Source organism: Aeromonas sobria (genome assembly GCF_050266975.1).
GTDB lineage: Bacteria > Pseudomonadota > Gammaproteobacteria > Enterobacterales > Aeromonadaceae > Aeromonas > Aeromonas sobria_B.
In genome coordinates this window covers 156957-168701 of the sequence record NZ_JBKISU010000003.1, presented here as the reverse complement: position 1 = coordinate 168701, position 11745 = coordinate 156957, and the positions used below count along the sequence as shown (strand labels likewise).

At 62.4% G+C, this 11745-nt stretch carries 11 protein-coding genes; 7 read left to right on the top strand and 4 right to left on the bottom strand.

The features are described 5' to 3' along the window. Positions 1 to 64: 64 nt before the first annotated feature. Complete coding sequence (gene mepM / locus ACLHZ1_RS03060; RefSeq protein WP_427260918.1) at positions 65 to 1405, top strand: murein DD-endopeptidase MepM; 1341 nt, start codon at positions 65 to 67, stop codon at positions 1403 to 1405. 88 nt (positions 1406 to 1493) lie between these two features. On the opposite strand, the gene ACLHZ1_RS03055 is transcribed toward mepM, so the two are convergent. Continuing rightward, positions 1494 to 2438: a D-2-hydroxyacid dehydrogenase gene (locus tag ACLHZ1_RS03055; protein ID WP_427260917.1), complete on the bottom strand. Its 945-nt coding sequence runs from the start codon at positions 2436 to 2438 to the stop codon at positions 1494 to 1496. Between the two features lie 158 nt (positions 2439 to 2596). Between ACLHZ1_RS03055 and ACLHZ1_RS03050 the strand changes: the two genes are divergently transcribed. After that, positions 2597 to 3178: a YjaG family protein gene (locus tag ACLHZ1_RS03050; protein WP_427260916.1), complete on the top strand. Its 582-nt coding sequence runs from the start codon at positions 2597 to 2599 to the stop codon at positions 3176 to 3178. A 60-nt stretch (positions 3179 to 3238) separates the two neighbouring features. Here the strand turns inward: ACLHZ1_RS03050 and ACLHZ1_RS03045 are convergent, their stop codons facing one another. After that, a complete protein-coding gene (locus ACLHZ1_RS03045; protein ID WP_427260915.1) occupies positions 3239 to 3709 on the bottom strand; it encodes a MarR family winged helix-turn-helix transcriptional regulator in 471 nt (156 codons plus the stop codon). A 162-nt stretch (positions 3710 to 3871) separates the two neighbouring features. On the opposite strand from ACLHZ1_RS03045, the gene ACLHZ1_RS03040 reads away from it, so the two are divergent. Both ACLHZ1_RS03040 and ACLHZ1_RS03035 read left to right on the top strand, forming a co-directional pair. After that, positions 3872 to 4399, top strand: coding sequence for a hypothetical protein (locus ACLHZ1_RS03040; protein ID WP_427260939.1), 528 nt, complete (start codon positions 3872 to 3874; stop codon positions 4397 to 4399). 9 nt (positions 4400 to 4408) lie between these two features. Then, positions 4409 to 6010: a BCCT family transporter gene (locus tag ACLHZ1_RS03035; protein WP_427260914.1), complete on the top strand. Its 1602-nt coding sequence runs from the start codon at positions 4409 to 4411 to the stop codon at positions 6008 to 6010. 156 nt (positions 6011 to 6166) lie between these two features. On the opposite strand, the gene mutS is transcribed toward ACLHZ1_RS03035, so the two are convergent. Continuing rightward, positions 6167 to 8746 carry a DNA mismatch repair protein MutS gene (gene mutS / locus ACLHZ1_RS03030; RefSeq protein WP_427260913.1) on the bottom strand — a complete coding sequence of 860 codons (2580 nt, stop codon included), beginning with the start codon at positions 8744 to 8746 and terminating at the stop codon, positions 6167 to 6169. A gap of 161 nt (positions 8747 to 8907) precedes the next feature. Between mutS and ACLHZ1_RS03025 the strand changes: the two genes are divergently transcribed. The 3 genes from ACLHZ1_RS03025 to ACLHZ1_RS03015 all read left to right on the top strand — a co-directional run bounded on the left by ACLHZ1_RS03025 (position 8908) and on the right by ACLHZ1_RS03015 (position 11087). Then, positions 8908 to 9399 (top strand): CinA family protein, encoded by a 492-nt coding sequence (locus ACLHZ1_RS03025; protein WP_427260912.1) that lies wholly within the window; start codon positions 8908 to 8910, stop codon positions 9397 to 9399. Between the two features lie 76 nt (positions 9400 to 9475). After that, on the top strand, positions 9476 to 10540 hold the full coding sequence (recA, locus tag ACLHZ1_RS03020) for a recombinase RecA (RefSeq protein WP_427260911.1): 1065 nt from the start codon (positions 9476 to 9478) through the stop codon (positions 10538 to 10540). A 34-nt stretch (positions 10541 to 10574) separates the two neighbouring features. Further along, positions 10575 to 11087 carry a regulatory protein RecX gene (locus ACLHZ1_RS03015; RefSeq protein WP_427260938.1) on the top strand — a complete coding sequence of 171 codons (513 nt, stop codon included), beginning with the start codon at positions 10575 to 10577 and terminating at the stop codon, positions 11085 to 11087. 293 nt (positions 11088 to 11380) lie between these two features. On the opposite strand, the gene ACLHZ1_RS03010 is transcribed toward ACLHZ1_RS03015, so the two are convergent. Next, positions 11381 to 11539: a hypothetical protein gene (locus ACLHZ1_RS03010; protein ID WP_427260910.1), complete on the bottom strand. Its 159-nt coding sequence runs from the start codon at positions 11537 to 11539 to the stop codon at positions 11381 to 11383. Between the last annotated feature and the right edge of the window lie 206 nt (positions 11540 to 11745).

Genomic DNA, 11745 nt, shown 5'->3' with positions numbered 1-11745 from the left:
TTATGCAAATTTATAACAATGAACTGACCCCATAACACTCTCAGAACTAATGACAGGAAAGCGGATGAAACGTCTTCGTCCCTTGGTGGCGAGTGCCGCCAACTGGGAACCCCCGGTTCCCCGCAAACATTTTTATGCCATGTTGTTGCTGACGGGGTTGACCCTGTCCGCGGTGGCCATCTTGCCTGCGCCTGGTGATATTCTGGAGCGCCCCTTGCGTCTGGAGCTGCCCATCTCGACCAGCGGCACGGCCACCAATGAAGACAACACCGAGTTTAACGCCATTCCGGATCACGAGCTGATGGATCCGGCGGCGCCCGATGACGACGACATTCCCGCCGATACCGGCCCCGAGTGGCAGGATTACCGGGTGCGCAATGGGGAAAATCTCACCACCATCTTCAATACCCTGGGTCTGTCGACGACCACCCTCTACAAGGTGCTGGACGCCGATGGCAAGAACAACCTGGCCCGGCTCAAGCCGGGGCAGAACATAGAGTTGCTCATCGATCAGGACAACATCCTGCAAGAGATGAAGATCCGCCTCAATATCAAGCAATCCCTCGAGTTCAAGCGTGTCGATGACAACTACAGCGTCAACATGATCACCGAGGCGGTGGAGTGGCAGAAGCGTGGCTTCGATGGCGCCATCAATGGCAGCTTCTATGTCAGCGCCCGCAACGCGGGCGTGCCGGCCAGCCATATCAAGAAGATTGCGAACCTGTTTCAGTGGCGACTCAATTTTGCCAGCGATCTGAAGAAGGGCGACAAGTTCAAGGTCTTGATGCAGCAGGAAACCGTGCAGGGCAAGCATACCGGCAACAGCCAGCTGCTGGGGGTCGAGGTGCAGAGCCAGGGCAAGCGCTTCTCCGCCTGGCTGGCGGAGGATGGCAACTATTACGATGCCGAGGGCCAGAGCCTGGAGCGCGGCTTCCGTCGCTATCCAACCCATAGCCGCTATCGCATCAGCTCCACCTTCAACCCGGCGCGTCGCCACCCCATCACGGGTCTGGTGCGCCCCCACGAAGGGACCGACTTCGCCATGCCCATCGGCAGCCCTGTGCTGGCGACGGGGGATGGTGTCGTTCTCAAGGCGACCCGTCACCCCCTGGCGGGAACCTATGTGGTGATCAAGCACGGCCGCACCCTGACGACCCGCTACCTGCACCTGAGCAAGCTGCTGGTGAAACCGGGACAGAAGGTGAAGATGGGGGACAAGATAGCCCTGTCTGGCAACACTGGCCGCTCCACCGGTGCCCACCTGCACTACGAGGTGCGACTCAACAATCGCCCGGTCAATCCGATGACGGTCAAGCTGCCGATGGCCGAACCCCTCAGCGGCAAGGCCAAGCGCCAGTTCCTCACCAAGGTGCAAGCCTATCGAAAAGAGCTGGCGGCGAGCTGACCCTCGCCGGCAGAACCATCACGAAAAAGAGCCCGTCCGGGCTCTTTTTTGCTTTATGGGACAGCGTTAGCCCTGGCTTGGCTGGGCCTTAGTAACCCTTGTCAAAGTCGATGCGGCCGTCGAGGGGCTGGCCATCGAGGAAGCGAATGTAGTTGCGCACGAAGATCTGGGCCACGTCTTCGGGGAAGCTGTAGGCACTGTTGTGCGGAGTCAGGGTGAGGTTGGGGGTCGACCAGAGCGGGCTGTCACCGGGCAGGGGTTCCTGTTCGAAGACGTCCAGTACGGCGTGGGCCAGCTTGCCGGCCGCCAGGGCATCGAGCAGATCCTGGGTGTGAACGGCGCTGCCGCGGCCGACGTTGAACAGTATGCTCTGGGACTTGAAGTGCGCGAAGCGCTCCCGGGTGAAGAGGTGATGGGTCTCGCGGGTGGCGGGCAGCACGCTCACGACCACATCGCTCTGCCCCAGCAGGCGGTTGAGGGCCGCCAGTTGATAGACTTCGTCGAACCCGGCCCGCTCGTGGCCGCTGCGACTCACCCCCAGCACCCGCATGCCGAAATGGCGGCCGGTCTGGGCTATATGCTGGCCTATGCTGCCGGTGCCGAGGATCAGCAGCGTCTTGCCCTTGAGGCCCTGATAGGGATGACTCTGCCAGATCCGTTGTGCCTGCTGCTCGCGATAGCGCGGCAACTGGCGAGTCAGGCTGAGCAGCTGACCGAACACGTACTCGCTCATCAGCGGGCCGAAGATGCCCCGTACATTGGTGAGCTGATAGTCCTGCCGGCAGCGGCTGTCGAGCAGCACATCGACCCCGGCATAACTCGATTGCAGCCAGCTGAGCTTGCTCGCCTTGGCCAGCAGGGGTTTGGCGCGAGCGGGCTCGGCCAGCAGTATGTGGGCCTCGCCGATGAGAGACTCGGCCTCGGCTGGGGTGTCGGCGCGCAGAATGCGAAGATGGGGCAGGCGGGCGGCCTGGAGCAGGCGCTGATAGTGGGCATTGTCCTGACTGAGCAGCAGCAGGGTACGTTGGCTCATTGGCAGATTCCTCATAAGGCGTGCGGCGGGGAGAGGTGCCGCTGCCTTCATCTTACGCGACTTGCCAGGGCAACAAAGTCGACCAGCTCGCTTTTTCGTTTTCGCCGCGCCCCCCGTGGGCTACAATCTGCCCCACATTTTGTAAAGGATCCCCCGCCGTGTTTGGTGACAAGTTTTATAAGCGACTGGCCGAGCTGCAGCCTTGGCAGCAAACCGTCTATACCCTGGCCCTGGCCGAGCGTATGTATCCGAACTATGCCCTGTTTGCCCAGGCCTCCGGCTTCGGCGATGCCAAGGCCTATCGCCATGCCCTGGATCAGATGTGGAACTACCTCACGGTCAAGGGCTCCCGGGTCAATCTGGGTGCCATTCTGGAGGCGTTCGAGGTCTATATTCCCGAACCCAGCAAGTTTGAATCTTATGGCGCCTACCCGGCGCTGGATGCGTGCGTGGCGCTGGGCTGCGCCTATAACTCGGTGATCTGCCGGGTGGGGGAAGAGGCCACGGATGCCAGCCACGCCTCGGTGGGCACGGTAGCGGGATTCATCGAGCTGCTGGAAGAGCGGGAGCTGACGGAAGAGGAACTCTACGAGCACGAATACATGGAGGCGGAGCTGGAGTTTCAGGTCGAGCTGCTCAAGCGGGTCGCCCATGAGCGCGACAGCGACCGCATCCTGGCCATCAAGGATTTCGCGGCCCAGGACGGCGTCTCCAATATCGGCATCTCGCTGGACGACTAGATCTGCGCGATGCTCAGACGCAAAAAGCTCCCCTCGGGGAGCTTTTTGCGTTGATGGGCGTCAATCCGTGAGGGGATTGACGCTGAGCACGGGGGCGGCGTCGATGTCGCTGGCGTTCATCATGTGGGAGATGCGCTGCAGGGAAGAGAGCAGCAGTGTCTGCTCCCACCCTTCCAGTGCCTGGAAGCGCTGGATGAAATGATCCTGCAGCGGCGTCGGCGCATTGCTGAGCAGTAGCCTGCCTTGCTCGGTCAGGGTGGCGTGGACCTTGCGCTTGTCGGTCTGGCTGCGAATGCGTTCCACCAACTGGCGACTCTCCAGCCGATCCATGATGGTGGTGGCGGTGGCCTGACTCATGTTGGTGTGGTTGGCCAGCTGACGCATGGAGATCTGCCCCAACTCGTTTATTCCTTTGAGCAGCAATAGTTGTGGTGCTGTCAGGCCCGCTTCTTTGATCAGGCGCTTCGAATGCATATCGATGGCGCGGATGATTTGGCGCAGCGCGATCAACACTTCATCATGTTTTTCCATGGATTAAAACCATTAGAGGGGCGTTATTGGGAGCGGATTCTCGGACTAATCAACATTTTGGTCAAGAGGCCCGAGATGGCAATTGGTTTCAGCTCAAAGTATTTTTGTGTTATTTTGTGTGCCCTTTGCCAAATTTAAACCTGATATTTGAGGAAAGAGATGATGACGAACGATCTGGATATCAAGTCTCTGGTTGCCGAGTTAACCGTGGTACGCGTGCGCTATGAGCTGCCTGACACCTCAGCGTTTATCCGCTATCAACCCCGTTATGATGAGGATCCCAACACCCTCAAGGTACACCACTACGACGGTGAACTCCCGCTCTCTTGCACCAACACCGGGGAGTTTACCCTCAAGGCGCTGGTCAACGAGCTGCGTTATGCCTATGTGCTGGTGCATCTGTTCCCCGATGAGAGCGCCATGAACTTCTATCTCTCCGGCCTGGACAATGGTCTGGCCCAGCTTGAATTCATCGGCGGCAGCTACGACTTCAACCGCCTCTGGATCAGCAGCGGCATCTCCAATCGCGGCATTCCCATGGCCATCTTCCTCGGCAAGCGCCACGCGGTGAATGGTCAGCCCTCCGTCAGCCTGGTTGACCACAGGGAAGAGAGTGCCGGCAAGCTGGTCTACCGCGCCATCGGCGGCGCCGGTGACCATGTCGGCGAAGACTTTTACAACCAGGACTAAGGAGGGTCAATGCGAGCGACCACAGGCATATTCAAAGGGCTCAACTCCACCATGGCGACCACGGCCCTGACCGTGATCACCCTGTTCCTGCTGTTCGGGGTATTTGATCCCGACACTGCGGCGTCCTGGTTCAGCGGGGCGAAAGACACCATTATTGCAAGCTTCAAATGGTACTACATTCTGGTGGTTGCCCTCTTCCTGTTCTTCGCCATCTATCTGATGTTCAGCCGGTTTGGCAGCATCCGGCTGGGGGATGACGATCAGGAGCCGGAATTTGGCTACTTCGCCTGGTTCTCCATGCTGTTCAGCGCCGGCATGGGCATTGGACTGGTGTTCTGGAGCATCGCCGAGCCCATGTACCACCTGCAGGCGAACCCCTTCATCGAGCAGGGCATGACGTCGGAGGCGGCCCAGGTCGCGATGCGACTCACCTTCTACCACTGGGGTCTGCACCCCTGGGCCATCTATGTGATCGTCGGCCTGTCCCTGGCCTTCTTCAGCTACCGCCGCAAGCTGCCCCTGGCCATTCGCTCCGTGCTCTACCCCATACTGGGCGACAAGATCTATGGTGGCTGGGGCCATGCCGCCGATGTGCTGGCGGTATTCGGTACCGTGTTCGGGGTGGCCACCTCCCTCGGCCTGGGTGTGGCCCAGATGAATACAGGTCTCAATCAGCTGATGGGGATGGAGGTCTCTCAGGCCAACCAGCTCTGGCTCATCGCCGGCATCAGCCTGATTGCGACCCTGTCCGCGGTCTCCGGTGTGGGACGGGGGGTCAAGATCCTCTCCGAGCTGAACATCTGGCTCAGTGCCCTGATCTTGCTGGTGTTCGTGGTGATGGGGCCGACGACCTACATCCTCAACTCCTATGTGCAGAACATAGGGGATTACCTGCAAAATCTGGTCAAGCTGAGCTTCTGGACCAACACGGAATCGAACGGCACCTCGGCCTGGCAATCCTCCTGGACCGCCTTCTACTGGGGCTGGTGGATAGCCTGGGCGCCGTTCGTCGGCATGTTCATCGCCCGCATCTCCAAGGGGCGGACCATACGCGAGTTCGTCATGGGGGTGCTGCTGGTGCCGTCCCTGCTTGGCATGTTCTGGCTGACCGTCTTCGGCGGCAGCGCCATCCACCTCGAGCTGTTCGGTGCCGGTGGCGTTACCGAGGCGGTGAATCAGGATGTGACCCAGGCGCTCTACAAGACGGTGGATATGCTCGACTGGGGCAGCATTGGCCTGATCGCCAAGGGGGTGCTGACCCTGCTGATCTGCACCTACTTCATCACCTCCTGTGACTCGGGCACGCTCGTGATTACGACCCTGCTCTCCATCGGCGAGAGTGAGCCGCCGGTGCGCCACCGCGCCATCTGGGGCCTGGGTCAGGGGCTGGTCGCCGCCATCCTGTTGATATCGGGAGGTCTGGCCGCCCTGCAGGCCGCCAGCATCATAGCGGCGCTGCCCTTCTCGGTGATCATGCTGGCCATGTGCTACTCGCTGATCCTCGGCCTCAAGCAGGAGAGTCGGCGTCAGGTGGAATACCGCCAGAACCTCAAGCGGCACGATGGCTCGGTCCACATCAGCCTCAAGGATCGCATCGGTCCGGGGACCTGATGGGCGTCCTGTCCGGCACATCACCATGAGAGAGGGGAACCCCAGGGTTCCCTCTCTTTTTGCCCTGACACTGCGCCGACTGGCCCGCAGGGTGCCGGCAACAAGAAGGGAGCCCATGGCTCCCTTCTTCTCCTTGCGGACCCTTTGCCCGCGGTCTCAGAGCAGCTGCTTGAGGCGATAGAGCAGATCCAGTGCCTGGCGGGGGGTGAGCTCGTCCGGTCGCACCAAAGCCAGCTCCTCCACCACGGGGTGGGGCTGGGGGGCCGGCGCGGGCTCTGCCAGGCGCTCGTCGCCGCTGGCGGTGGGGACGGCGCGCTCCAGCTCCGCCAGCTTGTGGCGGGCCTGATGGATCACCGATCTGGGCACCCCGGCCAGCGCCGCCACCTGCAGGCCGTAGGAGCGGCTGGCCGCCCCCTCCTGCACCGCGTGCATGAAGGCGATGGTGTCGCCGTGCTCCATCGCATCCAGATGGACGTTGGCGAGATTGGGCAGCAGCTCCGGCAGCCGGGTCAGCTCGAAGTAGTGGGTGGCGAACAGGGTGTAGGCGCCAATCTTGCTCGCCAGCTGCTCGGCGCAGGCCCAGGCCAGGGAGAGGCCGTCGTAGGTGCTGGTGCCGCGCCCTATCTCGTCCATCAGCACCAGGCTCTGGGCGGTGGCGTTGTTGAGGATGTTGGCGGTCTCCGTCATCTCCACCATAAAGGTGGATCTTCCCGAGGCCAGGTCGTCCGATGCCCCGATCCGGGTGAAGATGCGATCGATGGGGCCGATGCGGGCGCTGTCGGCGGGCACATAGGCACCGATATGGGCCAGCAGCACGATGAGTGCCGTCTGGCGCATGTAGGTAGACTTACCCCCCATGTTGGGGCCCGTGATGATCAGCATCTGCCGCCCCTGTTTCAGGCTGACCGGGTTGGCGATGAAGGGATCCTTCATCACCTGCTCCACCACGGGGTGGCGCCCCCCCTCGATCAGGATCTGATCCTCGTCGGTCAGGGCGGGGCACTGGTAGTTGAGGGTCTCGGCCCGCTCCGCCAGGTTGGCCAGCACGTCCAGCTCCGCCAGGGCGGCAGCCGACTCCTGCAGCTCGGCCAGCTGGGGCAGCAGGGCATCGAGCAGCTCCTCGTACAACCGCTTCTCCAGCGCCAGGGCCCGGCTCTGGGCGGTCAGTATCTTGTCTTCATACTGCTTGAGCTCGTCTATGATGTAGCGCTCGTTGTTTTTCAGGGTCTGGCGGCGGATATAGTGGCTCGGCACCAGGTGGCTGTTGGCCCGGCTCACCTCGATGAAGAAGCCATGGACCTTGTTGTAGCCCACCTTGAGGGTGTTGATGCCGGTCTCCTGCTTCTCCCGCTCCTCGATGCGGGCCAGCACGGCGGTGGCGCCGTCCGCCAGATCCCGTATCTCGTCGAGCTCGGCATTGAAGCCGGCGCGGATGACGCCGCCATCGCGGATCAGCACCGGAGGCGTCTCCATGATGGCGCGCTCCAGCAGATCCTGCAGTTCGGGGAAGGTGGCGGCCCGCTCCCTCAGCCGTTGCACCGCCTCATGCTCACTGCCCGCCAGCAGGGTCTGCAGGTGGGGCAGCTGGGCGAAGGCCTGGCGCAGCCGGGTCAGGTCACGGGGGCGGGCGGAGCGCAGGGCGAGGCGGGCCAGCACCCGCTCCATGTCGCCCACCTGGCGCAGCAGGGCCCCCAGCTCGTCATAGAGGTTCTGTTCGATCAGTTCGGATATGGTGCTCTGGCGGCCGCGCAGCAACACCCGATCGCGAATGGGCTGGTGCAACCAGCGTTTGAGCAATCGACTGCCCATGGGGGTCTGGGTGCGATCCAGCACCTCGGCCAGGGTATTTTCATAGCCACCGGCCAGGTTCTGGGTCAGCTCCAGGTTGCGGCGGGTGGCGGCATCCATGATGACGGCGTGATCCGGTTGATCCAGCCGCACGGCGCGAATGTGGGGCAGGGCGGTGCGCTGGGTGTCCTTGACGTACTGCATCAGGCAGCCGGCGGCGCACAGGGCTGTCTCGCTGCGCTCCACCCCGAAGCCCACCAGATCCTGGGTACCGAACTGCTGACAGAGCAGCTTGCGGGCCGTGCCCAGTTCAAACTCCCACTCGGGGCGGCGACGCAGGCCGCGGCGACCCGCGATATGGGTCATGAACTCGAAGGATTCCGGATAGAGCAGCTCGGCCGGGTTGGTGCGCTGCAACTCGGCGAGCAGGGTCTCTTCCTTCTCGAACTGATTGATGAAGAAGCGGCCGGAGCCTATGTCCAGGGTGCCGTAGCCGAACTGGTGGCCGTCGTGATAGACGGCGGCGATCAGGTTGTCCTGACGCTCGCTGAGCAGGGCCTCGTCGGAGACGGTACCCGGCGTGACGATGCGGATCACCTTGCGCTCCACCGGCCCCTTGCTGGTGGCCGGATCTCCCACCTGTTCGCAGATGGCGGCCGATTCGCCGAGCTGCACCAGCTTGGCGAGATAGCCCTCGATGGCATGATAGGGCACCCCCGCCATGGGGATGGGGGTGCCGGCGGACTGACCGCGCTTGGTCAATGAGATGTCGAGCAGCTGCGCCGCCCGGCGGGCGTCGTCATAGAACAGCTCATAAAAGTCCCCCATCCGATAGAACAGCAGTATCTCCGGGTTCTCGGCCTTGAGGGTGAGGTACTGCTGCATCATGGGCGTGTGCTGACTGAGGGCGGCGCTGGGCGCCCCTGTGTGGGCGGATAATGCGTTCATGTTCGATCCCGGATGGTGGCCGAGTGGCCGGTGCGATGAGTCGTTTTGGGTGGTATTTTACACGGAACGGGGCTGGGGGGGGAACCTGTTGGCCATGACCCTGACGGTTGCGATGGCCCCGAGGGGGATAGCATAATGGCCATTCGACCACGGGAGGTGCCATGACCCTTGATAGAGAGATAGCCAGCCTCGCCCGGGAGCTGGGCCAGGCCCTCACCGCCAGGGGCGGGCTGGCGACCACGGCGGAATCCTGCACCGGTGGCGGCGTCGCCTACGCCATCACTGAGGTGGCGGGCAGTTCGGTCTGGTTTGACCGCAGCTTCGTGACCTACAGCAACGAAGCCAAGCAGCAGATGCTGGGGGTCAGTGTCGACAGCCTGCTGCGCCACGGCGCCGTCAGCGAGACAGTGGTGCTGGAGATGGCGAGGGGGGCGCTGGCACGTTCCGATGCCAGCATCAGCGTCGCCATCAGTGGCGTCGCGGGGCCGGGCGGGGGCAGCGATGACAAGCCGGTCGGCACCGTCTGGTTCGCCTGGGCCGAGCAAGGGGGGCGGCAACGCTCCCTGCTCGCCCGGTTCGATGGGGACCGCCATCAGGTACGACAACTGGCCATCAGACAGGCCTTGTCCGGTCTGCTCGCCTTGCTCAAGTAAAAGGGCTTGATACTGTATGAATAGACAGTATACTTGACCCAACTTCACCTTATCACGATTTCCAGCGGAGATTGGCATGGATCAGAACAAGCAGAAGGCACTGGCGGCAGCGCTGGGTCAGATTGAGAAACAGTTTGGTAAAGGCTCCATCATGCGTCTGGGCGACAGCAAGACCATGGACATCGAAGCCATCTCGACCGGCTCCCTCTCTCTGGACGTGGCGCTCGGCATCGGCGGTCTGCCCTGCGGCCGTGTGGTGGAAATCTACGGCCCGGAATCCTCGGGCAAGACCACGCTGACCCTGCAAGTCATCGCCGAGGCGCAGCGCAAAGGCAAGACCTGTGCCTTCGTCGATGCCGAACACGCCCTCGACCCTATCTATGCCGCCAAGCTGGGGGTCAATGTCGACGATCTGCTGATCTCCCAGCCGGATACCGGCGAACAGGCCCTGGAGATCTGTGACATGCTGGTGCGCTCCAACGCCGTGGACGTCATCATTGTCGACTCGGTAGCGGCCCTGACGCCGAAGGCGGAGATCGAAGGCGAGATGGGGGATTCCCATGTCGGCCTGCAGGCCCGTCTCATGTCCCAGGCGCTGCGCAAGCTGACCGCCAACATCAAGAACGCCAACTGCCTGTGCATCTTCATCAACCAGATCCGGATGAAGATCGGCGTCATGTTCGGCAGCCCCGAGACCACCACAGGCGGTAACGCCCTCAAGTTCTACGCCTCCGTGCGCCTGGATATCCGCCGCATCGGCGCCATCAAGGAAGGGGACGAAGTGGTCGGCAACGAGACCCGGGTCAAGGTGGTCAAGAACAAGGTTGCCCCGCCTTTCAAGCAGGCCGAATTCCAGATCTTCTATGGCGCCGGCATCTCCAAAGAGGGCGAGCTGGTGGACTTGGGCGTCAAGCACAAGCTGATCGACAAGGCCGGTGCCTGGTACAGCTACAACGGCGAGAAGATAGGTCAGGGCAAGGCCAATGTCATGAAGTTGTTTGCCGAGAACAAGGCGATGGCGGGGGAAATCGAAGCCAAGCTGCGTGAATTGCTGCTGACCAAGGGCGGCGCCCCGGACGAGAAGGTGGCGGTGGCCGCCATCGACGAGTTCGAGCCTGAAGATGAACAGGAATTTGAATAACAACAAGGCCGGGCTAACCCCCGGCCTTGTTGTTATGGAGGGGCAGGACGCACCGTCCGAGTTGACCTTCGAAGAGCGGTTCGCCGCCGCCCGCGCCTATGCCATGCGCAGCCTGGCCAGGCGCGAGAGCGCCGAGTCCGAGTTGCTGATGCGCCTGCGCAAGCAGGGTCATGACGAGGCGGTGAGTCTGGCCGTGCTCGATTACTGCCGCGACCATCACTGGGTATCCGATGAGCGTTACGGTGCCATGGCGGTGCGGGCCGGGGCGGCCAAGGGCCATGGCCCGACCAAGATCCGCTTCGATCTGCGCCGCAAGGGGCTGAGCGATGCCGAGCTGGAGCTGGCGTTTGCACAACCCGAGCTGGACTGGTTCGAGCTGGCGCTGGCCCTGCTTGATCGGCGCACCGATGGCGTCGCGCTCAAGGAGTTCAAGCCGCGCATGAAGTGGCTCAAGTTCCTCCTTGGCCGTGGTTTTAGCCAGGATCAGGCGCGTCATGCCATCGCCACCTTGCAGGAGCGGGCCGAGCAGGAAGAGCAGCAAAGCTGAAAGGCTGCCCCCTGGCGCCCCTGGTCAGGGGCGCCGGATCCGTTTGTCAGGGGCGAAGGCCGGGCTCTGGGCTGGCCCATGGTGCGCGGCTCGCCCGCCGTACTCCCGAGCCTGTCCTGTCGCGGTCAACGGGTTTCATCCCCTCAAGCCGATTCCCGTTATAAATGCTCTGCACTTGATTCCCTGAATGGCCTCTTCATCGACAGCCGGTCCCAACATCCAAAGTTCGCTCCCTTACTGCCTGGGCCCGTCTCGCCAAGCTATCTCCCCCGTCGGCAGCGTTTTTCCCCTCCTCAAGGTGTTTTCCTGGCAATGCGCCTGGCGCCGGATCTCCCCGGATCGGCCTCTTCACCGCCATGCAAGCCTGTTTCTATGTCGAACGGTTCGCGCTTCACCTTGCCATCTCGGCCCTTGGCGGGAGTAGGCAGGGCGTCATGGATGGCGACCTTCATGGGCCTTTCCCCCCGTTATTGCATGGCGGCGTCATGGGTCTTTCCCCCTGTTATTGCATGGCGGTGTCATGGGTCTTTCCCCCTGTTATTGCATGGCGGCATCATGGGCCTTTCCCCCTGTTATTGCATGACGGCGTCATGGGGCTGGCGGCCCTTGCATCCGGCCATTGGCGACGTCTGGCGACCGCCGCTCTGCCCATCAGCTG

What these genes read in the sequence shown, in the direction of transcription:
- ACLHZ1_RS03015 (WP_427260938.1), top strand. Translation starts at nt 10,575, where the DNA reads ATGGAGGGGCAGGACGCACCGTCCGAGTTGACCTTCGAAGAGCGGTTC.
- ACLHZ1_RS03040 (WP_427260939.1), top strand. Translation starts at nt 3,872, where the DNA reads ATGACGAACGATCTGGATATCAAGTCTCTGGTTGCCGAGTTAACCGTG.
- recA (WP_427260911.1), top strand. Translation starts at nt 9,476, where the DNA reads ATGGATCAGAACAAGCAGAAGGCACTGGCGGCAGCGCTGGGTCAGATT.
- ACLHZ1_RS03010 (WP_427260910.1), bottom strand. Translation starts at nt 11,539, where the DNA reads ATGAAGGTCGCCATCCATGACGCCCTGCCTACTCCCGCCAAGGGCCGA.
- ACLHZ1_RS03055 (WP_427260917.1), bottom strand. Translation starts at nt 2,438, where the DNA reads ATGAGCCAACGTACCCTGCTGCTGCTCAGTCAGGACAATGCCCACTAT.
- ACLHZ1_RS03035 (WP_427260914.1), top strand. Translation starts at nt 4,409, where the DNA reads ATGCGAGCGACCACAGGCATATTCAAAGGGCTCAACTCCACCATGGCG.
- ACLHZ1_RS03045 (WP_427260915.1), bottom strand. Translation starts at nt 3,709, where the DNA reads ATGGAAAAACATGATGAAGTGTTGATCGCGCTGCGCCAAATCATCCGC.
- mutS (WP_427260913.1), bottom strand. Translation starts at nt 8,746, where the DNA reads ATGAACGCATTATCCGCCCACACAGGGGCGCCCAGCGCCGCCCTCAGT.
- ACLHZ1_RS03025 (WP_427260912.1), top strand. Translation starts at nt 8,908, where the DNA reads ATGACCCTTGATAGAGAGATAGCCAGCCTCGCCCGGGAGCTGGGCCAG.
- mepM (WP_427260918.1), top strand. Translation starts at nt 65, where the DNA reads ATGAAACGTCTTCGTCCCTTGGTGGCGAGTGCCGCCAACTGGGAACCC.